The sequence below is a fragment of the Thiocystis violascens DSM 198 genome, assembly GCF_000227745.2.
Classification (GTDB): Bacteria; Pseudomonadota; Gammaproteobacteria; order Chromatiales; family Chromatiaceae; genus Chromatium; species Chromatium violascens.
Genome location: NC_018012.1, coordinates 1,818,805 through 1,840,615, shown reverse-complemented (window position 1 = coordinate 1,840,615; position 21,811 = coordinate 1,818,805). Strand labels below are relative to the sequence as shown.

Annotated in this window: 25 protein-coding genes and 1 pseudogene; 11 read left to right on the top strand and 15 right to left on the bottom strand. The window is 64.1% G+C overall.

Annotation, left to right across the window (positions count from 1 at the left end; translation table 11 throughout):
* The 5 genes and pseudogenes from cobU to THIVI_RS08215 all read left to right on the top strand — a co-directional run bounded on the left by cobU (nt 1) and on the right by THIVI_RS08215 (nt 3,785).
* Nucleotides 1-585, top strand: a complete 585-nt coding sequence (gene cobU / locus THIVI_RS08235) for a bifunctional adenosylcobinamide kinase/adenosylcobinamide-phosphate guanylyltransferase (protein ID WP_014778138.1) — start codon at nt 1-3, stop codon at nt 583-585.
* A 50-nt stretch (nt 586-635) separates the two neighbouring features.
* Nucleotides 636-944 (top strand): annotated as a pseudogene (locus tag THIVI_RS25650) (GxxExxY protein); the annotation flags it as partial.
* A gap of 174 nt (nt 945-1,118) precedes the next feature.
* On the top strand, nt 1,119-1,958 hold the full coding sequence (locus THIVI_RS08225; RefSeq protein WP_083845818.1) for an ABC transporter substrate-binding protein: 840 nt from the start codon (nt 1,119-1,121) through the stop codon (nt 1,956-1,958).
* A 4-nt stretch (nt 1,959-1,962) separates the two neighbouring features.
* Nucleotides 1,963-2,994 (top strand): FecCD family ABC transporter permease, encoded by a 1,032-nt coding sequence (locus THIVI_RS08220; protein ID WP_014778136.1) that lies wholly within the window; start codon nt 1,963-1,965, stop codon nt 2,992-2,994.
* The gene (locus THIVI_RS08215) at nt 2,991-3,785 is read left to right on the top strand and encodes an ABC transporter ATP-binding protein (protein ID WP_014778135.1); all 795 of its coding nucleotides are present in this window, start codon (nt 2,991-2,993) and stop codon (nt 3,783-3,785) included. The genes THIVI_RS08220 and THIVI_RS08215 overlap by 4 nt, the downstream gene beginning before the upstream one ends.
* Before the next feature lie 252 nt (nt 3,786-4,037).
* Here THIVI_RS08215 and THIVI_RS23545 read toward each other — a convergent pair whose 3' ends face one another.
* The 3 genes from THIVI_RS23545 to THIVI_RS08205 all read right to left on the bottom strand — a co-directional run bounded on the left by THIVI_RS23545 (nt 4,038) and on the right by THIVI_RS08205 (nt 5,991).
* The gene (locus THIVI_RS23545) at nt 4,038-4,289 is read right to left on the bottom strand and encodes a GTP-binding protein (RefSeq protein ID WP_157174410.1); all 252 of its coding nucleotides are present in this window, start codon (nt 4,287-4,289) and stop codon (nt 4,038-4,040) included.
* A 5-nt stretch (nt 4,290-4,294) separates the two neighbouring features.
* On the bottom strand, nt 4,295-5,074 hold the full coding sequence (locus THIVI_RS08210) for a bestrophin-like domain (RefSeq protein WP_014778134.1): 780 nt from the start codon (nt 5,072-5,074) through the stop codon (nt 4,295-4,297).
* Between the two features lie 485 nt (nt 5,075-5,559).
* Nucleotides 5,560-5,991 (bottom strand): cobalamin biosynthesis protein, encoded by a 432-nt coding sequence (locus THIVI_RS08205; RefSeq protein ID WP_014778133.1) that lies wholly within the window; start codon nt 5,989-5,991, stop codon nt 5,560-5,562.
* 9 nt (nt 5,992-6,000) lie between these two features.
* Between THIVI_RS08205 and THIVI_RS08200 the strand changes: the two genes are divergently transcribed.
* Together THIVI_RS08200 and THIVI_RS08195 are read left to right on the top strand one after the other, a co-directional pair.
* Nucleotides 6,001-7,401: a cobyrinic acid a,c-diamide synthase CobB gene (locus tag THIVI_RS08200; protein ID WP_014778132.1), complete on the top strand. Its 1,401-nt coding sequence runs from the start codon at nt 6,001-6,003 to the stop codon at nt 7,399-7,401.
* Between the two features lie 21 nt (nt 7,402-7,422).
* A complete protein-coding gene (locus tag THIVI_RS08195) occupies nt 7,423-8,034 on the top strand; it encodes an epoxyqueuosine reductase QueH (protein ID WP_157174408.1) in 612 nt (203 codons plus the stop codon).
* A 111-nt stretch (nt 8,035-8,145) separates the two neighbouring features.
* Here THIVI_RS08195 and THIVI_RS23540 read toward each other — a convergent pair whose 3' ends face one another.
* The 10 genes from THIVI_RS23540 to metE all read right to left on the bottom strand — a co-directional run bounded on the left by THIVI_RS23540 (nt 8,146) and on the right by metE (nt 15,780).
* Nucleotides 8,146-8,367, bottom strand: coding sequence for a hypothetical protein (locus tag THIVI_RS23540; protein WP_014778130.1), 222 nt, complete (start codon nt 8,365-8,367; stop codon nt 8,146-8,148).
* Nucleotides 8,364-8,567, bottom strand: coding sequence for a type II toxin-antitoxin system HicA family toxin (locus tag THIVI_RS23535; protein ID WP_014778129.1), 204 nt, complete (start codon nt 8,565-8,567; stop codon nt 8,364-8,366). Before THIVI_RS23535 ends, THIVI_RS23540 begins: the two co-directional genes overlap by 4 nt.
* 50 nt (nt 8,568-8,617) lie before the next feature.
* Nucleotides 8,618-8,893 carry a helix-turn-helix domain-containing protein gene (locus THIVI_RS08185; protein WP_014778128.1) on the bottom strand — a complete coding sequence of 92 codons (276 nt, stop codon included), beginning with the start codon at nt 8,891-8,893 and terminating at the stop codon, nt 8,618-8,620.
* A gap of 25 nt (nt 8,894-8,918) precedes the next feature.
* Nucleotides 8,919-9,533, bottom strand: coding sequence for a LysE family translocator (locus THIVI_RS08180; RefSeq protein ID WP_014778127.1), 615 nt, complete (start codon nt 9,531-9,533; stop codon nt 8,919-8,921).
* 495 nt (nt 9,534-10,028) lie between these two features.
* On the bottom strand, nt 10,029-10,316 hold the full coding sequence (locus THIVI_RS08175; protein WP_014778126.1) for a helix-turn-helix domain-containing protein: 288 nt from the start codon (nt 10,314-10,316) through the stop codon (nt 10,029-10,031).
* Nucleotides 10,303-10,635 carry a type II toxin-antitoxin system RelE/ParE family toxin gene (locus THIVI_RS08170; RefSeq protein ID WP_014778125.1) on the bottom strand — a complete coding sequence of 111 codons (333 nt, stop codon included), beginning with the start codon at nt 10,633-10,635 and terminating at the stop codon, nt 10,303-10,305. The genes THIVI_RS08175 and THIVI_RS08170 overlap by 14 nt, the downstream gene beginning before the upstream one ends.
* 310 nt (nt 10,636-10,945) lie before the next feature.
* Nucleotides 10,946-11,662, bottom strand: a complete 717-nt coding sequence (locus THIVI_RS24625; RefSeq protein WP_014778124.1) for a hypothetical protein — start codon at nt 11,660-11,662, stop codon at nt 10,946-10,948.
* A 107-nt stretch (nt 11,663-11,769) separates the two neighbouring features.
* Entirely contained in the window at nt 11,770-12,654 is an 885-nt protein-coding gene (locus THIVI_RS08160) for a hypothetical protein (RefSeq protein ID WP_014778123.1), read from the bottom strand.
* 287 nt (nt 12,655-12,941) lie between these two features.
* Nucleotides 12,942-13,478 (bottom strand): 2-amino-4-hydroxy-6-hydroxymethyldihydropteridine diphosphokinase, encoded by a 537-nt coding sequence (locus tag THIVI_RS08155; RefSeq protein WP_014778122.1) that lies wholly within the window; start codon nt 13,476-13,478, stop codon nt 12,942-12,944.
* 19 nt (nt 13,479-13,497) lie between these two features.
* Nucleotides 13,498-15,780, bottom strand: a complete 2,283-nt coding sequence (metE, locus tag THIVI_RS08150; RefSeq protein WP_014778121.1) for a 5-methyltetrahydropteroyltriglutamate--homocysteine S-methyltransferase — start codon at nt 15,778-15,780, stop codon at nt 13,498-13,500.
* A gap of 99 nt (nt 15,781-15,879) precedes the next feature.
* Here metE and THIVI_RS08145 point away from each other — a divergent pair, with 99 nt between their 5' ends.
* On the top strand, nt 15,880-16,866 hold the full coding sequence (locus THIVI_RS08145) for a LysR family transcriptional regulator (protein ID WP_014778120.1): 987 nt from the start codon (nt 15,880-15,882) through the stop codon (nt 16,864-16,866).
* Here THIVI_RS08145 and THIVI_RS08140 read toward each other — a convergent pair.
* Nucleotides 16,853-18,064 (bottom strand): bifunctional cobalt-precorrin-7 (C(5))-methyltransferase/cobalt-precorrin-6B (C(15))-methyltransferase, encoded by a 1,212-nt coding sequence (locus THIVI_RS08140; RefSeq protein WP_014778119.1) that lies wholly within the window; start codon nt 18,062-18,064, stop codon nt 16,853-16,855. The two genes, THIVI_RS08145 and THIVI_RS08140, sit on opposite strands and share 14 nt — an antisense overlap.
* Before the next feature lie 363 nt (nt 18,065-18,427).
* Between THIVI_RS08140 and THIVI_RS08135 the strand changes: the two genes are divergently transcribed.
* Genes THIVI_RS08135 through cobJ form a run of 3 tightly spaced genes read left to right on the top strand, consistent with a single transcriptional unit; the run spans nt 18,428 to nt 20,963 of the window.
* The gene (locus tag THIVI_RS08135) at nt 18,428-19,054 is read left to right on the top strand and encodes a precorrin-8X methylmutase (protein WP_014778118.1); all 627 of its coding nucleotides are present in this window, start codon (nt 18,428-18,430) and stop codon (nt 19,052-19,054) included.
* Nucleotides 19,055-19,059: 5 nt separating this feature from the next.
* Nucleotides 19,060-19,788 (top strand): precorrin-2 C(20)-methyltransferase, encoded by a 729-nt coding sequence (locus THIVI_RS08130; protein WP_014778117.1) that lies wholly within the window; start codon nt 19,060-19,062, stop codon nt 19,786-19,788.
* Nucleotides 19,788-20,963, top strand: a complete 1,176-nt coding sequence (cobJ, locus tag THIVI_RS08125; protein ID WP_014778116.1) for a precorrin-3B C(17)-methyltransferase — start codon at nt 19,788-19,790, stop codon at nt 20,961-20,963. The genes THIVI_RS08130 and cobJ overlap by 1 nt, the downstream gene beginning before the upstream one ends.
* A gap of 9 nt (nt 20,964-20,972) precedes the next feature.
* Here the strand turns inward: cobJ and THIVI_RS08120 are convergent, their stop codons facing one another.
* Nucleotides 20,973-21,743: a cobalt-precorrin-6A reductase gene (locus THIVI_RS08120; RefSeq protein ID WP_014778115.1), complete on the bottom strand. Its 771-nt coding sequence runs from the start codon at nt 21,741-21,743 to the stop codon at nt 20,973-20,975.
* Nucleotides 21,744-21,811 lie beyond the last annotated feature (68 nt).

Here is a 21,811-nt window from a genome sequence, read left to right as displayed (position 1 = left end):
ATGGGTAGAGCACCGCGAAACCCATCGTCTCGAAACCCATCGACTGCACCGTCCGCCATCTTAGTCACCGGCCCGGCCCGCAGCGGTAAGAGCGAGTGGGCCGAACGACTGGCGCGCGACTCGGGCCGCGCGGTCATCTATGTCGCGACCGCCAGGGAGGATCCGGACGACGCCGACTGGACCGCGCGCATCGCGGCCCATCGCGTCCGCCGTCCGCCCGAGTGGCTGACGGTCTGCGCGCCGACCGAGTTGGAGGCCGTGATCGAGACCCATGCGGGGTCTGATCACTGCCTGCTGATCGACTCGCTCGGAACCTGGGTGGCGAATCTCGTCGAACTGGACGAGATCGCCTGGCAGGCCCGCGTCACGCGGCTGCGCGAGGTGCTGACGCGGTCATCGGCCCTGGTCATCCTGGTCGCGGAGGAGACCGGCTGGGGCGTGATTCCCGCCTATCCGGTCGGGCGGCGGTTCCGCGATCGGCTGGGCGACCTGGTGCGTCGCCTGGGTTCTCGGTGCGCCGCGACCTATCTAGTCACGGGTGGTTACGCGATCGACCTCGCCCGTTATGGCACGCCACTCAGCTAGCTTGTTGGAGGGGTTCACGCGGAGACGCGGAGTGCGCGGAGGAAGAAGTGATGAGAGAGTTGGATGACATTACCGGCGCCATCGTCGATGCGGCCGTGAAGATTCACATGGAACTCGGACCTGGGCTTCTGGAGTCCGTTTACGAAGCGGTCATGGCACGGGCGCTGGAGCGCCGGGGGGTTCACGTCGAGCGACAGAAGGTCATTCGCTTCGAATACGATGGGATGGTCTTCGAGGAGGGATTCCGCACTGACTTGATCGTGGATGGCCGTGTGATCGTTGAGATCAAATCCCTGGAAAGGCTCGCGCCAGTCCATGGCAAACAACTGCTCACCTACCTGCGTTTGATGAATCTTCCAGTCGGTCTTCTCATCAATTTTGGCGCAGCGACACTCAAAGAGGGCCTTCGTCGCATCGTCAACAACCTCCAACCCTCAGCGTCTCCTTATCTCCGCGTAAACCAAGACGATCTCACGCGGAGGCGCGAGCAATTCAACCACCGCCCACGCCCGCCCGCCAGGCTCCGATTCGCGTTGCTGGGTCTGCTCGCGATCCTCTGTCTCTCCGCCCTGCCGACCCAGGCCGCCGAGCCGCTGCCAAGCGTCGTCAGCACGGACCTCTGCGCCGATCTGATCCTGCTCAACGTCGCCGATCCTGGGCAGATCCTCTCGCTCTCGCGACAGAGCCAGGATCCCAGGGTCTCCCCGGTCGCCGAGGCCGCTCACGCCTATCCGGCGAATCGCGGCAGTGTCGAGGATCTGCTCTATCTGAAGCCGGACATCGCCCTGGTCTATCTGGGCTGGACCGCCAGGCGGCACGCCGACCTGCTGGCCAGTCAGGGCACCCGGGTCATCGCGCTCCCGTATCCGAGGAACTGGTCCGATGCGCTGGAGACGACACGCCGGATCGCGGTCCAGATCGGGCGCGGCGAGGTGGGCAAGATCAAAACAGCCGAGGCGGAGCGACGCATGCGGGCGCTGGCGGACCGGACGCGTCCAGACCGTCTGCTCTATCTGCGTCCGAGCGGCGGCACGGCGGGGAAGGGAACCTATGTCGACGATCTGATCACCCGACTCGGTCTGCGCAACCTGGCCGCCGAGCAAGGTCAAACCGGATGGGGCCGGTTTCCGCTGGAACGGCTGGTGAGGTCACCGCCGGATCTCTTTCTGCTCGGGTACTTCGATCAGGCCCGATCCCCGGCGGACTCGGCCTATGGCCGACATCCGCTGTTGCGGGCGATCCTGGACGCGACGCCCTCGATCAGCGTCCCGACCGGAACCTGGGGCTGTGGCGGTCTGGAACTGGTCGATGCCGCCGAGCAGATCGTGACTCAGCTCGACCGCCTGGGGCGCGCCCGCCCTGGCCAGGACTGACCGCTTGACTCGGAGACGCCGACGTTGGCCACTGCTGGGATCCAGACGGCCATCCCTGCCGCTGAACCTGGTGCTGCTGGCGCTGCTGCTCCTGCTCAGTCTGGTGTCGCTGTGTTTCGGCGACGCACCGCTCTCGCTCGCGGAGGTTATCGGAGGCCTGCTCGGCACCGCATCGGAGGAAGCGCAATTGATCGTGCGTCAGATCCGACTGCCCAGGGTCGTTCTGGCCTGGCTGGTCGGTAGCTCGCTGGGCGCCTCGGGCGCGGCGCTGCAGGGACTGCTGCGCAACCCGCTCGCCGAGCCCGGTCTGCTCGGGATCTCGTCCAGTGCCAGTCTCGGCGCGGTCCTCATGCTCTACTTCGGGGTCACCGCGCTCAGTCCCTGGATGCTCCCCGCCGCCGCCATGCTCTTCGCCCTGCTTGCGACCCTGACGCTTCATGGACTGACCCGCGCCGGCTCGACCAATCTCACGCTCATCCTCGCCGGCGTGGCGCTCGCGTCGCTCGCGGGAGCCTTGACCTCGCTCGCGCTGAACCTGGCGCCCAATCCGACCGACGTGCAGGACATCGTCCTCTGGCTGCTCGGCTCCATCAGCGATCGCAGCTTCGCGGAGGTGCGGCTCTGTCTGCCCTTCGTGCTCGCCGGTCTGCTGCTCCTGCTGCTGTGCGCGCCAGCGCTCGACGTGCTCGCCCTCGGCGAGGCCGAGGCCAGCAGCCTCGGGGTCGACCTGTCGCGGCTGCGCGGACTCGTTATCCTGGGCTCGGCCCTGAGCGTCGGCGCCACCGTCGCGGTGACGGGCACCATCGGCTTCGTCGGCCTGGTGGTCCCGCACCTGTTGCGACGCTTCGTCGCCTACCGGCCGGGCCGTCTGCTCCTCCCCAGCGCACTGGGCGGCGCGGTGCTGGTGCTCGGCGCCGATATTGCCCTGCGGCTCATCGACACCCCCAGGGAACTGATGCTCGGGGTGGTGACGGCCCTGATCGGCGCGCCCTTCTTCCTGGCACTGGTGCTGCGCTCGCGGAGGGACATGCTGTGACGCGCTTCGAGGTGGCCGGGCTCGATGTCCGTCTCGGCGGGAAGACGCTGGTGCATGACCTCTCGTTCGATCTGGGCGAGGGCGAACTCCTTGGGCTCATCGGCCCCAACGGCGCCGGCAAGAGCAGCGTCCTCAAGGCGATCATGCAACTTCTGCCGCACCGTGGTCGGATCCGGCTCGGCGGACGGGATCTGGCGGCCCTGCCGGCACGCGAGCGCGCGCGTCGGCTTGCCTATCTGAGTCAGGACGACGGCGTGCAGTGGCCGATCTCGGTCCAGGATCTGGTCGCGCTCGGGCGCCATCCCTATCGCGGGAGCTGGTGGCGGGGCGGCGGTACGCCGAGAACGGACGATCGGGACGCGATCGAGGGCGCGTTGCGGGCCACCGACGTCTGGGATCTGCGCGAGCGCCGGGTGACCGAACTGTCCGGGGGCGAGCGCGCGCGGGTCCGTCTGGCCCGGGTGCTCGCGGTCGAGGCGCCGCTCATCCTGGCCGACGAGCCGGTCGCCGCGCTGGATCCCCGGCACCAGCTCCGGGTCATGTCGCTCCTGCGCGAGCAGTGTCGGCAGGGACGGAGTCTGATCCTGGTGCTCCACGACCTGACCCTGGCGAGCCGCTTCTGCGACCGGCTCCTGCTCCTGGATCGGGGCGAGCCGATCGCGTTGGGCCCGCCGGGCGAGGTTCTCACGCGCGAGAATCTACGGGAGGTCTATGGCATCCGCGCGGTCACGGGCGAGCATCAGCGGCAGGGTTATATTCTGCCCTGGGAGTGCGAGTCAGCCGCCGGATGATCTGCGGTGAAGGGGGTGATGATTGATGCTGAAGCTGCTTCGCCGATTGGCTCTTCAACCGCCAAGAGGGGACACGGATGGCGGTCAGCCGCCTCGGACGCTCAGACCCTGATGATCGGCCTCCGGGTGGCTGCAAACCAGTCATTTTTATGATCCGGCTGAAGGTGGCCATCCCCACCTGAGCGCAGCAATCCCGAGTCGATACGCGGAGCACCTCAGGCGCCCCGTCAAGGTTGCACCCGACACGTCCAATCACCACAGCGTTCGGGCCGGCGCATCGTTCCAGTCGCCCATGGGCTCCAGCGACCAACGGGGGCCGATCTGCTGATAGAGATCGCGTCGGTCGTCGTCTTCGCGCAGGTGGACGAAACCCTTCACGTGCAGGTAGCACTCGCCGAGGCGTGAGGCCAGGCTCTCGATGGTCGTTCGGGACAGGGAGCGACGGTTTCCAGCGTTCGGGTCTCGTCGCTGTGGTCGAGAGGCCGAAATGCCGAAGAGAGTCACCCAACTCAGGTCATCGTCGCGCGCAACTCGACGAGGGCCTGATCAAAGGCATCGACCCGGATCATCCCCAGGCGCGGAAACTCGATGTCGATGATGATGTAGACAGTCATGGCCATCACCACGGCAAAGACGACCATGTGCAACCAATTGCGCGACCGGCCGCCAGCCATGCTGTAACCGGCGAGCAAGGCACTGGCAAGGGCCAGCGCAACCAGCATCAGATAGATGCCCAGCGGCGGGTGCATCTGCGCCGCGAGCGTGCGCGTGGTGGTGATATCGATCATGTCGTTCAACGCCGGCAGCAGCAGCTTGATTGCATCCGGCGCGGCGTCCGGCCGCTGCCCCGCGCTCACGACCTGCGTCCAGATCCTGTTCTGCAATGCGGTCGCCTTGGTCAAACCCGCCAAGGCCGCCTGAATGTCCGGCAGTTGCCGGTAGGCATCCAGGCGGGCATCGATATAGCGGCGAAAATCCTCCTGGAGGGCAGAGCGTGCGTCGCCGGGCAAGAGATCGAGCCGCAGATAGGCCGTCCCGATCGCATTCGTCTCCTGCACGATCAGGTCCCGGCGCTGATCGAAACGCGAGGCGGCGCCCGAGAAGGTGAAGGCGATCAGCAATCCCACCAAAGCGAAGACCGCGCCTTCGACGACCCCCGTTCCAGCGCGCGCGCTCTCGGGGTCGCGCGCCAGATGCCGCTCGCCAAGCCGCCGACCGACTTCCTGCAGAATCAGTATTCCGACCAGGAGACCCAGCGCCAGGATGGCCGCCATTGCGATCTTGCTCATACACCAATGATCCAAAGTTGGTTGATGGGGGGACGTGGATGGTCGCATCCGCGAGACCATACGCTTGCGACGCACGCAATCAGGAGAAGATTAACAGTCTCCGGTGGACGCTTCCATGACGACCGAACGCGGTCACCGGACTGAGCACTCCCTGAGATCGAACGGACGGATTCCTGGTGCCTGGAGATCCGCGTCGACACTTGCATTCGCGACTCTTGGCTCAGGATGAGCAGTGACTGCTTTCCCTCTTGGACCAGACCAACGAGCGGATAGGCGAGTGACCTATTGGCTGACAGCCGTCCAACGGCAAAGGGCAACTGTGAGTTTCTGCTCATGGGACGAAGAAGTCACCGCATTGAGCGGCTTAAGTCCCTCCAAAGAGTCATACTGCAACTCCTGCGCCTAACCGGACTCCGAACGAAACGCGCGCTTTTTTGGATTAGCCACCGCCGAGTGCAAGTCACGGGCTCCGTGCTGGATGCGCTTCAGGCGAGTAAGCTTCCCCTCTTGGGGCTCATGCGCGCGATGGCCACCGTCACGCCCAGGCCATCGGCGCCGCGATGGATTCGCTTGGCCACCAGCAGTTCCCGGCCGTCGGCCGCGAGTAGGGCGGCGGCCTCGGCGACGCTGGGCGTGCCGGCCGCGCTCGCCGCGCGGGACGAGGGGTTCGGTACCTGGATCGCGGCCAGGATCTCGGCCGGAAAGAGCCGCAACGGCCAGCCGCGTATGCTGGCCAGCGCTAGGAGCGCCGCTTCGTCGGCTTTGTCGGCATGACTGGCGATGCAGCACACCTCGACCTCGCCCAGTGGCCGTAACGCCTCGGCGATCGCGGACTCCAGGGTCGTCAGCGAGACCCCGCGCCGACAGCCCAGACCGATTGCAATTTTCAGTCTCTCAACGATCTCTTGATCAGCCATTCGTCGACCATGCCCATGTCAGAGCCAAAACCGCCCCTCTCGGATCCCGCCCCGCGCCAGTGTCCGGCACTCTTCCTGACCGCCTCCGCGTCGGGACAGGGCAAGACGACCCTGGTCGCCGGTCTGGCGCGCCATCATCATCGCCTCGGGCGACGGGTGCGAGTGTTCAAAACCGGACCGGACTTCCTCGACCCCATGATCCTGAGCCGGGCTAGCGCGGCGACGGTCGGACCGCTCGATCTCTGGATGGTCGGCGCATCCGATTGCCGCCGCAAGCTTTGGGAGGCCGCCGGCGAGGCGGATCTGATCCTGGTCGAGGGCGCGATGGGGCTGTTCGACGGAATGCCGAGCGGGGCGGATCTGGCCGAGACCTTCGGGATTCCGGTCGCGGCCCTGATCGACGCGCGCGGCATGGGTCAGACCTTCGGCGCCCTCGCGCTGGGCCTGGCGACCTATCGTCCGGCCCTGAGCTTCGCCGGCATCCTGGCGAATCGGGTCGCGAGCCCGCGTCACGAGGCGATGATTCGGGGCGGCTTGCCGCCGGGGCTGCGCTATCTGGGGTCCATGCCGCGACTGGCCGAGGCCGAGCTGCCGAGCCGGCATCTGGGGTTGGTCCAGGCGTCGGAGATCGTCGACCTGGAGGCGCGACTCGACCTGATCGCGGATCGGATCGGCGACACCGCCCTGGCCGAGCTGCCCGCGCCGGTCCGGTTCGCGCCGCCCGCCGAGTGGCCGATCCTGTCCAGGCCGCTCGCCGGACGACGCATCGCGATCGCGCGCGACGCCGCCTTCTCCTTTCTTTACGAAGACAACCTGCGTCTTTTGGAGGCATTGGGCGCCGATCTGAGCTTCTTCTCGCCGCTCGCCGACCCCGATGTCCGCGCCGACGCCATCTATCTCCCCGGCGGTTATCCCGAACTCCATCTGCACGCCCTGGCGGCCAACGCCGGGATCAAGGACGCGCTTGCCCGGCACCTCGCCGCGGGCCGTCCGCTCTATGCCGAGTGCGGCGGCATGCTCTATCTGCTCGACCGGCTCACCGACAAAGCGGGACACACGGCGGAGATGGCGGGCCTGCTCCCCGGCCAGGGTCAGATGCGTCAGCGCCTGGCCGGTCTCGGCATGCAGTCGCTCGACCTGCCGCCGGGTTGTCTGCGAGGGCATAGCTTTCACCACTCGACCATGGAGACCCCTGTCGAGCCGGTCGCATCCGGTCAACGCCAGAGCGACGGGCGGGCGGGCGAGCCCTTCTACCGCCACGGCACGCTGCGCGCGAGCTATCTGCATCTCTATTTTCCCTCGGCGCCCGCGGCGGCCGCCGCCTTGTTTCTTCCAGACCGCGAGATGCTCGCGCAGGCGCCCGAGACGACACGTGCCCCGGCAGGCGAGAGCAATTCGAGCGCCCGGTAATATTCGCCGCCAACCGACACCATGCCTCATCGACCTCCACTGATGCCGCCGGGCGACGCCGACCGGGTCTTGCTCCATAGCTGCTGCGCGCCCTGTTCGAGCGCCATCGTCGAGTGTCTGCTGAACAACGGCATCCGCCCGACGGTCTTCTACTTCAATCCCAACATCCATCCCAGACGCGAATACGAGCGGCGCAAGGCGGAGAGTCAGCGTCACGCCCAGACGCTCGGGCTGGATTTCGTCGATGCCGATTACGATCCCAAAGGCTGGCTGAAGCGGACTGCCGCCCTGGCCGATGCGCCCGAGCGCGGGCCGCGCTGCGTCCTCTGCTTTGGACTGCGGCTGTCCGAGACGGCGCGGTACGCGAGCGCCAACGGCTTCGGTGTCTTCACGACCACCCTCGCGAGTTCGCGCTGGAAGGACCGTTCCCAGATCCTCGACGCCGGTCGTTCGGCGGCGGCCGACTGGCCGGGCCTCGTCTTTTGGGAACACGACTGGCGCAAGGGCGGGCTCACCGAACGCAAGGCCGAGCTGAACCGGGAATATGGTTTCTATCAACAGACCTATTGCGGGTGCATCTACAGTCTGCGCGCCACGCGCCTGCGGCGGGTCAGTGACGGATCGGATAGTTGACGCGCAGGCATGCCTCAGATGAATGGGAAAGCAGACTTCAGAACAAATCCGACCTCGGCGGGGAAGCCACGGGCCTCTTGCCCAAGGTGAGATGGCGCGACTGGTTAGGCGCTATGCCACCTCGCGCATAGGGCGAACCCGTGGCTGCGGAAGGGGGCGGCCTTCAGCGTTGAAATGGCGGATCACGTCCTCAACGACGGCGCAAAGCTCGCCATAAAGAGCGACGGGATCATCGCCATGGATTCCGGTGATGAGGTCAGGGCATCGACCGATATAGACCTGATCTTCCTCGCTCCAATCCACCCATTTGTGATATTTGTCGAATGCTTTCATTTGCTCACCATTTCGATGGCTTGCGCGACATCTTTCTCTTGATATCGCTTCGCGTCATCACCTGTCTGTCCGCTCACTGTCACCACGCCGGGGTACTTCGAGTGAACGAACTTTCGATGCGACCCTTTTCCACCTCCAGCAATTTCTGTGAAGCCAGCGCGTTTCAGCGTATTGAGCAAGTCACGGATTTTCTGTGGCATTGGAAATCCTGTTTCCCATTATCGCCCACTTAGATTCACATGTGTGCACGCTACGAGAGGTGAACTGAGAGTTTCTTGCCACAAGCCTGTGCGTACTTGCGTAGTGTTGCCAGCGAAGGCGAGTGTTTCCCCGTGGCCAGAGCCCTTTCCAGGCGTGCGACCGCTGGGGCTTGAGTACCCATGCGCTCCTGGGACAGCCCGGCCTCTTGACGCGCCCTTAGCAGGATATCAAGTAGCACGCCTTCCTCTCGTTCGATGCGCTCGACTTCCTGACAGACGCCGGGACGCTGCATCAGCTTGGAAACAACTTCGTCATGAGTTCGCATGCCTGACTTCCTTCACGCCCCCGCATCACTTTTCGGTGAATGCGAGATTTGCGCCGAGACCGGCGAAAGTTGCAGCGAAGCCTCGCCGAAGCCACCCCTGGACTCGGGACGACTCGATGACTGCTTTGCGAAACGCATGAGCGAGGAACCCATAAGCCACGAAGACCACGAACGTCATGACCATGAAGGTGGCGCTCAGAATCAGAAGCTGCCAGATCGGTTCCGTCGTTCCTGGCTGAATGAATTGCGGGAGAAACGCCAGGAAGAAAATCGTCAGCTTGGGATTGAGAATATTGAGCAGGAACGCCTTCACCGTGAGACCAATGGCTGTCGAGGCAGAGGTTGTGCCGTCGATGGCAAAGGCTGATTTGTCACGCCAAGTGACAATGGCGATGTAGAACAGGTAGGCCACACCAGCGTACTTGAGGACTTGGAACGCCAGGGCGCTCGTATGCAGGATGGCGGCAAGACCAAGAATGGTAGCCAGAAGATGAGGAACGATGCCCGCCGTACACCCAAGCGCAGCAAACACGCTTGCCTTCCGACCTTGGACAAGGCCCGTCGATATGGTGAAGACAACCCCGGTGCCGGGAATGAGCACAACAATGAACGAGGTGATCAGGAATTCCAGGCTGAGCATCTGTGGCGTCTCCAGAAGTATTTCGGCGCGGTGATTGTGGCGTTTAAACCGCGTCCAGCGCAATATGCGTAATTTTCATTTTGTGTTTGGCTTTGGAGATGTCATCTCCATCAGTGGAGACGCGGTTTAAAATTTTATATTTTTTAATATCTTAAACCGCGCCCGCTCGAACGGTCGTCGATTCTGCCAAGGCCGACTCAATCCTCAACGATCACATGCCGCACCGGGCGCGGTTTAATGACAGGTCAAGCTCTGCCCCGCTGGCGCAGCATCACTGCCATTAAGTTAAGCCGTTCGTGGTGAGCCTGTCGAACCATGAACGGCTTAACTTTCAAGCGATCAGGATTTTCCGTTCACCCTTCGACAAGCTCAGGGCGAACGGAAAATCCTTAACTTAATGGCAGTGTGGCGCAGCATGGCAGGATAATCTCCGCCACGTCTGCGGGGACCGCTTGTCAGGGGATTTTGTTCATGGAAGAAGGTACGCGATGCCGGCTACGAGAGCTGAACTGAGAGTTTCTTGCCACAAGCCTGTGCGTACTTGCGTAGTGTTGCCAGCGAAGGCGAATGTTTCCCCGTAGCCAGAGACCTTTCCAGGCGTGCAACCGCTGGGGCTTGAGTCCCCATGCGCTCGGCGACCTGGGCCTGGGACAACCCGGCTTCTTGACGCGCCTTTAGCAGGATATCAAGTAGCACGCCTTCCTCTCGTTCGATGCGCTCGACTTCCTGACAGACGCCGGGACGCTGCATCAGCTTGGAAACAACTTCGTCATGAGTTCGCATGCCTGACCTCCTTCATGCGCTTGCGCGCAATCTCAATTTCTCGCTGTGGAGTTTTCTGGGTTTTTTTGATGAAGGAGTGCAAAATCATCACCCTGCGGCCAACGAGCGCGCAGAAGAAGAGTCTGGCAATTCCCTCCTGACCCTTCAGCCGTAGTTCGAACAGGCCATCGCCGAAGGCGTCCGTGTGCGGAGGCCCGAGATTCGGACCAACAGCCATTATTCTTCTTGCGAGTACGAGGTATCTTGCGGCGAGCGTGTCCGGGAGCGCGAGGATCTCCTCGGCCACGGCGTCACTGTAGTACTCAATGGAGTAGTCCATGCGGCGACGATAACAAATATGTTATTGACGCACAAGAGGTCGAGAGGTCGAAAAGAGGCGGTTTCGCAAGTCCTCGCCGGACGGGGCATCCGCCTGTTCGGAATGTTTAGATGCCAACAATGGCCAGTGGCACATCAAACATTCGGGACGGGGTGAATACCCCGTCCCGCTTGGTTTTGTTCACGAAAAAGGTACGCGATGCGTACCCTACCCGGCTACCCGGCTACCCGGCTTGAACCGCTTGTCAGGCGATTTTGTTCATGGAAGAAGGTACGCGATGCGTATCTACCTGGTTTTTATGGGGCGAATTTTATTGGAGACGTGGCAAATGTACCGCAAAACGATCTATATTTTTTCTCGAAGCCAAGCGTCCACAGCAAGAATGATAAAGAGCACAAAGCAACAAAAATACACGAATGATATCTGCAGCTTCAGCCGAGCGGATAAAGTTTTTGCCTAAAGAAAAGCAGTCATCAACATCTGGATCACTAAAATATTCATCGAGTTTCCTAGATGGAATATTGCCCTTGTATCTTCCCACAATATCGGAGCAATAAGATGTCTCAAATTCTATTTGATTCGCGTCAAGAAGTCGCTGTATAGGACGCTTGTAATTTTTATACATTTCCTCAAATGCTCTTTTTTCCTCTACGCCGCATATATCGAGATCTACGTATATGGATGCCGGATCATTTCGGTGCCTCGTGACGTTACAACTAAAAATGTTTATGTTCACCGAAATTCCTCGATCCTCACGACTCCGCCTGATGTATGTACAGCCAATACAGACGGGTATCGATACTAACCCTGATTCATCAGGCTTTAAGTGAATGTATTCAAGGCCGATTTCAGAGTCTTTAAATATGTCATTTCCAAGAACGGCTTTGGATGCGCCGAGCAACGGCTCACAGTCCAGTGAAAGCCAAGGAAGAAACTCGTTGATGATCTCCTCATGTTGCGCAGCGGTTAGTTTGGCGTAAGGATCACCAGCTTTTTCGGTCACTTCATCAAGCAAACTTTCAAACATGCTCAGCACCAATTTGTTGCTACGCCGATGACGAAGCCAGACACAACACGCCAAGCTCGGCGGCGCAGTACGAGCTTGGCTTGAGTTGCATGTTAGTGCTTTCTTCTTTAATGTGCTTCACTCCGCTCTATATTTTTTAGCCACTCGAAATATGGCAAAGCCAGTAATGTTCCAACCATTTCATGCATGATTTCGGACACGGCTTTATTGAAAAAGTTGCTACCTTCAATTGCAAAAGGCGGACCTATAGGAGTGTTACCCATTTCTGACAAAATCATCATTCCTCGGTTTTTGCTTGTAGTGACCAGTTTTGCCATGCAGCTCGCCAAAAACTCCTCATCAATACTCCAGCCTCGTTGGTCATTTGACTGTTGCAACCTTGACATAACAACGAGGTACGCATGGTTGAAAAGGAAATTGTAATTATCTCTGCCTTTGATAGACATAAGATAATTCCATATATCAAATGCAATTCGTTTCTGTACGGAAAGTGAAAACGCCGTTTTAATGACGCCACCCATTTCTATAATGTCTGCCACATACTCTTCTGCAAATGCATAGAATTCAGGCTTGCCGAATTTCTGTTCTTGCTGATGCTCGTGAGCAACATCCCTAAACCATTTCAAGGCTTTTGACCGATTTAATTGAGTTTGTGACTTTTCATAACCTTTTTGATACATTGAATGCTTGCCAATCATTTGGCGAAGGACAGATAAAAAATATTCTAGTCGTTGACTCCTCGCCTTTGTGTTGTGGCCATTTTTCTCAGCGATGGATATTTTCTTAACGCGCAACTCACATGCTTCTGGTTCAGATTTTGTCTCCGGATAATGTGATAGATATTCAACTGCCGAATCTTCACTGCCTCTCTCCACCTTAAACACAGGCTCATAACAGGCCGGGCAAACAATTTGGAACGCCTTGCAGTCATGATATTCGATGTGTTTGGCATCGATATATTCACCGAGCAAGAGGCTATACCCGTGTTTCATAGTTCTTTCCTAGCCCCAACTACAATTCGACCCCAAAACTGATGACTAATCAGTCGGACTAGACATCAATCATGACACCAAAGACTGGCAATCATGTCTCTTTTCAACCTGAAAAAGCCTTTCCATCAATACGTTATACCAGCATACGCTGACAACCCCTGTCTTATCCGTCGTTTCAGTGAGCAGGCAAACACATCGACAACCAGAGCAAGCACCCAGCCGGCAGCCTGTCGCTGACATGATTCCCTGCCGGAATGTAAAGGAAATCAGGACAGGAATCGACTCTTTCAGCCAGAAAGCCACCTGGCAGCGCCAACAGCCCGACAAGCGGGAACATGAAACGCAAAGACCGTTTGCAGACCGCAGCATTGACCGTGGACCAGAAGCGGAATCCCGGTCGCGACCGGCAGCGGCGAACACGGAAGTCGCAAGCCGAGTGCGGCCCAGAGTTCGAGGATGAGCGGTTGGAAAAAGGGCTCGGGCGGCAGATCCGCCAACACAGGATGGGCGCCGGGCGTCAGACAGCAGAGGATGTCCAGATCGGCGGGCAGCTCCGGGCAGGCCCGCCCGCAGCGGTCGCGATTGCGGCCCAGCCGCGTCTCGATGGCGATCAGTCGCGTCTTGAGCGTCGCCGGCTCTTCCGGCGATCTCAAACGGACGACGGCGTTGTAATAGAGGGCGTCGGTGACGACGCCGACCGGCGCCGTCGCCACGATGCGGCTGATCCCGATCTCGGGCGCCAGATCGAGCAGCGCCTCCAGCATGGCGCGGGTGCCCCGCGCCGGGTTCAGGTTGCAGCCGAGTCCGATGTAATAGTCTTTCACCCGTCGACGGCTCGCCGCGTCAGGCCGCCGTCCCGCGCAGCAGGCGCGCCGCTTCCACCATGTTGCGCAGCGATGCCTCGACCTCCGGCCAGCCACGGGTCTTGAGTCCGCAGTCGGGATTGACCCAGAGCCGCGCGGGCGGAATGCGCTCGGCGGCCTTGCGCATCAGCCCGATCATGGCCTCGATCTGCGCGACGTTGGGTGAATGGATGTCGTAGACGCCGGGTCCGATCTCGTTGGGATAGGCGAAGTCGGAGAAGGCGTCCAGCAGTTCCATGTCGGAACGGGCGGTCTCGATGGTGATGACATCGGCGTCCAGATCCGCGATGGCGGCGATGATGTCGTTGAACTCCGAGTAACACATGTGCGTGTGGATCTGGGTCGCGTCCTCCACCCCGCAGGAGGCGATGCGGAAGCCGCGCACCGCCCACTCCAGATAGCCCGGCCAGTCCGCGCGGCGCAGCGGCAGTCCCTCGCGGAAGGCCGGCTCGTCGATCTGGATGATACCGATTCCGGCCTGCTCCAGATCCCGGACCTCGTCGCGCAGCGCCAGCGCGATCTGTAGGCAGGTCTCGGCGCGCGGCTGATCGTCGCGCACGAAGGACCATTGCAGGATGGTCACGGGGCCGGTCAGCATCCCTTTCATCGGGCGCTCGGTGAGCGACTGGGCATAGCACGTCCAGTCCACCGTCATGGGCGCCGGGCGGGCCACGTCGCCGAAGATCACCGGCGGTTTGACGCAGCGCGAGCCGTAGGACTGCACCCAGCCGTTGCGGGTGAAGACGAAGCCGTCGAGCTGTTCGCCGAAATACTCGACCATGTCATTGCGCTCGGGCTCGCCGTGGACCAGGACATCGATCCCGTAAGACTCCTGCGCCTGCACCGCGATGGCGATCTGCTCGCGCATGGCGGCGGCATAGCCGCTGTCGTCGAGTTGGCCGGATTTGTGGTCGCGGCGGGCGGCGCGGATCTCCTGGGTCTGCGGAAAGGAGCCGATGGTGGTGGTGGGATACGGCGGCAGGCCGAAGCGCGCCTGCTGGATCCCGGCACGCGCGGCATAGGGACTTTGACGCCGGGCCTGGGCGTCATCGACCACCGCCGCGCGCCCGCGCACATCGGGACGCTGGAGCCGGGCGGAGCCGCGACGCGACGCGATGGCGGCATCACTCGCACGCAGGGTCTCGGCGACGGCCTCGCGGCCCTGTTCCAGCGCCTCTTTGATGACACAGACCTCGCCGATCTTCTGGGTCGCGAAGGCCATCCAGGCGCGGATCTCCGTATCGAGCCCATTTTCCTGTTCCAGATCGACGGGGACATGCAGCAGCGAACAGGAGGGCGCGACCCACAGCCGCTCGCCGAGCCGGGCATGCAGGGGTTGGAGCCGATCCAGAATACCGGAGAGATCGGCGCGCCAGACGTTGCGCCCGTCGATGATGCCGACCGACAGCACCTTGGTGCCCGGCAGCCAGTCGATGACCCGCTCAAGCTGCTCGGGGGCGCGCACCAGATCGAGATGCAGACCGTCCACCGGCAGATGACAGGCGCGATGCAGATTGTCCCCGAGGGCGCCGAAATAGGTCGTCAGCAGCAGTTTCGGGCGGTTGCCCGTCAGTTGGCTGTAGGCCGACTCGAAGGCCAGACGCCAGTCGGTCGGCAGATCCAGCACCAGGATGGGCTCGTCGATCTGCACCCAGTCCACGCCCTGCACCTTCAGCCGCGCGAGGATCTCGCCATAGACCGGCAGCAGGCGCTCCAGCAGACTGAGCCGGTCGAAGTCGCCGCCGCGCGTTTTGGCCATCCACAGATAGGTGAGCGGGCCGATCAGCACCGGGCGCGGCGTCAGACCCAGCGCCCTGGCCTCGTCCACTTCATCGAAGAGCTTCCCGGAGGCAAGCCGGAAGACCTGATCCGCGCGCAGCTCGGGGACGATGTAGTGATAGTTGGTATCGAACCACTTGGTCATCTCGCAGGCGGCGGCGGGCTCGCCCGTCGGCGCGCGTCCACGCGCCATGCGGAAATAGGTATTCAGGTCGACCTGGCCCTCGATCGGGCCGAAGCGCTCCGGCACCGCCCCAAGCATGGCGCTGTGGTCCAGCATCTGGTCGTAGAAGGAGAAGTCGCCGACCGGCACTTGATCCAATCCGGCCTCCTGCTGGAGGCGCCAGTGGCGGGCGCGCAGTTCCCGCCCGATCGCGAGCAGGCGCTCCGGTCCATGCTCCCCCTTCCAGTAGGACTCAAGCGCCCATTTCAGCTCGCGCCCCACGCCGATGCGTGGGAAGCCCAGGTTATGTGCGATCGCCATGGGTGACTCCCGGCAGATGGTTGAAATCGTCGCCCAAGTATCTCCCGCGGGATTTTTTAGGTAAATTGATCATATTTCCTATTTCGATGAAAAATATTCATGTTCCTGGAGACCAAGCATCTGCGGACTCTCGCCGAGATCCAGGAAACGGGCTCTCTGACCCAGGCGGCGGAGCGCTTGCATCTGACTCAGTCGGCGCTTTCTCACCAGATCAAATGGCTCGAAGAGACGATCGGACAGCCGCTCTTCGTGCGCAAGAGCCGACCACTGCGTCTCACGCCGGCGGGCGCGCGTCTGCTCGATCTCGCGCACCGTGTCCTGCCCGAGATCCGACGGGCCGAAGCCGACCTGCGACGGATGGGGGAGGGACTGGGCGGCCGTCTGCATCTCGTGGTGGAGTGCCACAGTTGTTATGACTGGCTACTGCCGGCCATGGACAGCTATCGGCGCGACTGGCCCGACGTGGAGCTCGATCTCGTCACCGGCAGGAGCTTCGCCGCCTTGCCGGCCCTGGCCGAGTCTCAGGTGGATCTGGTCATCACCTCGGACCCGGTGGATACCCCGGACCTGGCGTTCGTCCCGCTCTTCCGCTTCGAGATCCTGCTAGCGCTGGCCCCTGGGCATCCGCTGGCCGCCAGTCCGGGGGTGCGGCCGCTGGACCTGGCGGATGCGGTCTTGATCTGTTACCCGGTGGAGCGGGCGCGGCTGGACATCTTCCGCCGTTTCCTCGAACCGGCGGGGATCGAGCCCGCGGGTTTGCGGACATCCGAGCTTTCGGTGATGATCCTGCAACTGGTCAAGAGCGGGCGTGGGGTCGCCGCCCTGCCGAACTGGGTGCTCGCCGCGGCACTGGCCGAACGGCAGATCGCCGTCTCGCGCCTAGGCGAGACCGGGCTGTGGTCGACGCTCTATGCGGGGATGCGCGCGCGCGACCGGGAGAGCCCTTTCCTCGACGCCTTCGTGTCCGAGGTGCGCCGAACGGCACGACGCCTGCTCGCCGGCATCGAGCCGGTCGACGACATGAGGCAGGGCAGGGGCTCTGACCGTCGCCCCACGGAATCGGACTTCATGCTCAATCCGGCTTGACCGCGGTGAGCAGGGTGACCGGCATGGCCGGGCGCCAGCCGTCGAAGCGGCCGAGCGGCGAGGCGTGGGCGATGGCGATGCGGGTCAAGTCGCCGCCGATGCGCGCGCGCAGACCGACGAGAAACGCCTCGCTTTGCACCGTGACCGCGTTGGCGACGAGTCGTCCGCCCGGCTTGAGCGCCTGCCAGCAGCGGTCGGCGACGCCGGCGACGGTGAGTCCGCCGCCGATGAAGACGGCATCCGGCGACGCCAGCCCTTCCAGCGCTTCGGGTGCGCGTCCGGCGACCAGATCAAGCTCGGGGACGCCCAGACGGGTGCGATTCCGCTCGATGAGCGCGCGTCGGGAGGCGTCCGATTCGATGGCGATGGCGCGGCAGCCGCGCTCGGCGCGCATCCATTCGATGCCGATGGAGCCGCAGCCCGCGCCCACGTCCCACAGCCGTTCTCCGGGCAGCGGCGCCAGCCGGGCCAGGGTCGCCGCTCTGATGTCCCGCTTGGTGAGCTGGCCGTCGTGCGCGTAGGCGTCGTCCGGCAGCCCGCAGCGGCGCGACCAGGGCAGTGCGTCCGGGCCGGCGCGACACGCGACCGCGATCAGATTCAGCGCCGCGCCGGGCGGATGCGTCCAATCCGCCGCCAGCCCGTCGAGGCGTCGTTCCGCTGGTCCGCCGAGCCGCTCGAAGACGCTGAGCCGGCTGTCGCCGAATCCGCGCGCATCGAGCAGGGTGGCGAGCTGGGCGGGCGTGTGGGCGTCGGCGGAGAGAACCAGGAGACGTGCCCCGTCTGTCAGGTACAGATTGACGCGCTCCAGCGGTCGACCGTGGGCCGGAACGATCCGTGTCTCCTGCACGGGCCAGCCCATCCGCGCGGCCGCCAGCGAGACTGACGCGGGGGCGGGCAGGATGCGCATCTCGTCGGGAGCGATACGCTCCGCGAGACTGCCGCCGATGCCGTAGAACATGGGATCGCCGCTCGCCAGGACGCAGACCGGGCTGCCGCGCAGGGCGAGCAATTGATCGTAGGCCGCGCCGAAGGGGCTCGGCCAAGTCTGGCGCCGCTGGCCGGCACGCTCAGGAACCAGGGCGAGATGGCGCTCGCCGCCAAAGAGGACGGTGGCCTCGGCGACGGCGCGCCGCGCCTCCTCGCCGAGCCCCGGGAGGCCGTCCTCGCCGATCCCGACGATGGTGAGCCAGGCGGTCATCGCGAACGATCCTGCCAGCGGGCGCGGCAACCGGTCGGCGGAATCCGAGCGAGCATGGAGCGGGAAAGCCAAGGCCAGGGGCGATGATGATTCATTAAGAGTTGCTACCGTAGGAGCCCGCTTGCGGGCGACAGGCGATCGGACCCAAAGGCATCCTGACAGGTCGCGTCGCCAGCAAGCGGGCTCCTACGATGAAAAGCGCTACCGTTGGAACAGCAGTGGATACCGGATCGAATTTGCAATTATACTACCGGGCTTGTTGAAGCAAACCCCTCCCGATCCTCATTCCTCCGGCCAGGACTCCGCCTCGGACAGCCCCGCTGGCCCGAACGATTCCACGTTGCCGCGCGACAGAGACTTGCCATGATCGATTACAACCGCGATGCGCACGGCATCTATCGTCAATCCTTCGCCATCATCCGCGCCGAGGCGCGGCTGGAGCGCATCCCGGACGATCTCGAAGCGCTGGCGGTCCGGGTGATCCATGCCTGCGGGATGCCCGAGGTGATCGAGGATCTGGCGTTCTCCCCCGGCGCGGGCGCGGCCGGTCGCGCGGCGCTGGAGGCGGGGGCGCCGATCCTCTGCGACAGTCGCATGGTGGCGGAGGGGATCACCCGCGCCCGCCTCCCCGCCGACAATCCGGTGATCTGCACCCTCCAGGATCCGAGCGTCCCCGCGCTGGCGAGCGAACTCGGCAACACGCGCTCCGCGGCGGCGCTGGAGCTGTGGCGTCCGCATCTTGCGGGCGCCGTCGCGGTCATCGGCAATGCCCCCACCGCCCTGTTCCGCCTGCTGGAGATGCTCGACGCGGGCGCGCCCCGGCCGGCCCTGATCCTCGGTTTTCCGGTCGGTTTCGTCGGTGCGGCCGAATCCAAGGAGGCGCTCGCCGCCGACAGCCGGGGCGTCCCCTTCGTGACCCTGCGCGGGCGACGCGGCGGGAGCGCCATGGCCGCCGCCGCCGTCAACGCGCTTGGGCGTGGTCACTCCTGACCGGCATGAACGAAGGACGACTCTTTGGCCTGGGCGTCGGTCCAGGCGATCCGGAACTCATCACCCTCAAGGCGCTGCGCTATCTGCGCGCGGCGCCGGTGGTCGCCTACTATGTCGGCAAGGACAAACGCGGCAATGCCCTGACCAGCGCCCGGCCGCATCTGCGCCCGGACCAGATCCTGCTGCCGCTCGTCTATCCGGTCACGGGCAAAAAGCCCGCGCCGCCCTACGATTACGAGGGCGCGATGCGCGCCTTCTACGACGAGGCCGCCGAGCAGGTCGCGGGCCATCTGGAGGCTGGACGCGACGTGGCCGCGCTCTGCGAGGGCGATCCCTTCTTCTACGGCTCCTTCATGTATCTGCACGACCGTCTGGCGGACCGCTTCGCGACCGAGGTGGTGCCGGGCGTCTGCTCGGTAGTCGCTAGCGCCTCGGTGCTGCGCACGCCGCTGGTCTATCGCGACCAGCGTCTCCAGGTGCTGGCCGGGACACTGCCCGAGGAACGGCTGACCGAGCTGCTGTCCGGGGTCGAGGCCGCGGCCATCATGAAGTTGGGCAGCAATTTCGAGAAGGTTCGGCGGGTCATCGTCAAGCTCGGGCTGCAGGCGCGGGCGCTTTACGTCGAGCGCGCGACCATGGACGGCGAGCGTATCCGCCCGCTGGCCGAGATTGCGCCCGAAAGCGTGCCCTATTTCTCGATGATCCTCATCCCCGGCGAGCGGTGGCGGGGCTGATGGCGGCGCCAACCCTCCAGTCCGCGCGACTGATCGCGGATGCGTCCGGGCGGGCCATGGCCGAGCGTCTCCAGTCGCGCGTCCAGGGTATGATGCTGGACGCGAGCGATCCGGACGAGACCGCGAACGGACTCACGCGGCGGCTGCATGATATCTGCCGGATGCGGCATCCCTGTGTGTTCGTCGGCTCGCTGGAATGGCTCGTCCTTGCCCTAGCCCCGGCGCTGGTCGGGATGGACCGCGACCAACTCGCGCCGGTCGTCGCGGTCACGCCCGACGGCGCGGCGGCGATCCCCCTGCTTGGACTTGGCCGGGGTGCCGAGGCGCTGGCGCGGTCCGTCGCGGACGCACTGGGCGTGCTTCCGGCCGGACGCGCGACCGAGGGGCTGGGGACTGCCGTTCCGGCGCCCCGGCCGGGCCGGCTGGCGGTGATCGGGCTGGGTCCGGGTGCCGCCGATCTGATGGCGCCCGCCGTCCGGGAGGAACTGGATCGCGCCCAGGACATCGTGGGCTACACCACCTATGTCCGGATGGCCGGTCCCTTCCGACCCGACCAGCGTCTCCTCGATTCGGACAACCGCCGCGAGATGGACCGCGCCCGGCTCGCCTTCGAGCTGGCCGCACAGGGGCGGCACGTCGTGGTCGTCTCATCCGGCGATCCGGGCGTCTTCGCGATGGCCGCCGCCGTGGTGGAGGCGCTCGACCAATCCGACGACCCGGCCTGGCGGGAGGTCGATCTGGCGATCCTGCCCGGCATCTCGGCCGCTCAGGCCGTCGCCGCGAGGGCCGGCGCGCCGCTCGGTCACGACTTCTGCATGCTGTCGCTCTCCGACAATCTCAAACCCTGGTCCCTGATCGAGCGCCGGCTGGAACACGCCGCGCTCGCCGATCTCGTCATCGCACTCTATAACCCCAGTTCCAAGGCGCGGCCCTGGCAGTTGTCCCAGGCGCTCGATCTTCTGCGGCGCCACCGCGCGCCCTCAACGCCGGTCGTGCTCGGCCGGGATGTCGGGCGCCCCGACGAGCGCGTCATCGTGACCACGCTGGGCGAGATCCAGCCCGATCAGGTGGACATGCGCACCCTCGTGATCCTGGGCTCGTCGCAGACCCGCCAGTTCCCCCGCCGCGATGGCGGTGCCTGGGTCTATACGCCGCGCTGGTATCCGGCCCCGTAGCAGGGGCTCCTACGGTAGGAGCCCGCTGGCGGGTGACAACCAGGCGACCGCCTCCGCGACCGTCGCCGCCGTCAGCAGCGCGGGCCGCTCCGGGCGCTCGCGAATGATGACCCGAATCCCCCGCTCGCGCGCGGCGGTCAGCTTGGCGGCGGTCGCCTCGCCGCCGCTGTTCTTGCAGACGATGGTATCGATCGCATGGTCGTCGAGGAGCGCCCGCTCGCCTTCCAGATCGAAGGGGCCGCGCGCGAGCAGCAGCTCGCTGGCGGGGAAGGGCGGCATGGGGTCGGGTGGCGTCACCGCGCGGATCAGGAACCAGATCGCGTCGAGTCCGGCGAAGGGCGCCAGTTCCTGACGCCCGACCGCCAGCAGCACCCGGCGCGACCCGCCCCCGGTCAGGGCCGCCACCGCTCCCGCCCAATCCGCGACCGACTCCCAGCGGTCGCCGGGCACGGCGCTCCAGGCGGGACGCTCCAGCCGCAGTAGCGGCACCGCCGCGGCGCGGCAGCCCTCGGCGGCGTTCCAGCCCATGCCGGCGGCGAAGGGATGGGTCGCGTCGATGACCGCGCGGATCCCCTGTTCGCGCAGATAGTCCGCGAGGCCCGCCGCGCCGCCGAAACCGCCGATGCGCGTCTCGCCCGCCGGCAGCCGGGGATGGTCGGTGCGCCCCGCGAGCGAATTGATCACCCGCAGATCCGCGCGCGTCGCGAGCGCATCGGCGAGGGCGTAGCCCTCCGTGGTGCCGCCGAGAATGAGGATTTTGGTCTTCGTCTGGGTCTGCATTGGAACACCGAACCTGATCGTTTGCCGAAATAGAGCCGTTCAACCTCGCCAGTCGCCCGCAAGCGGGC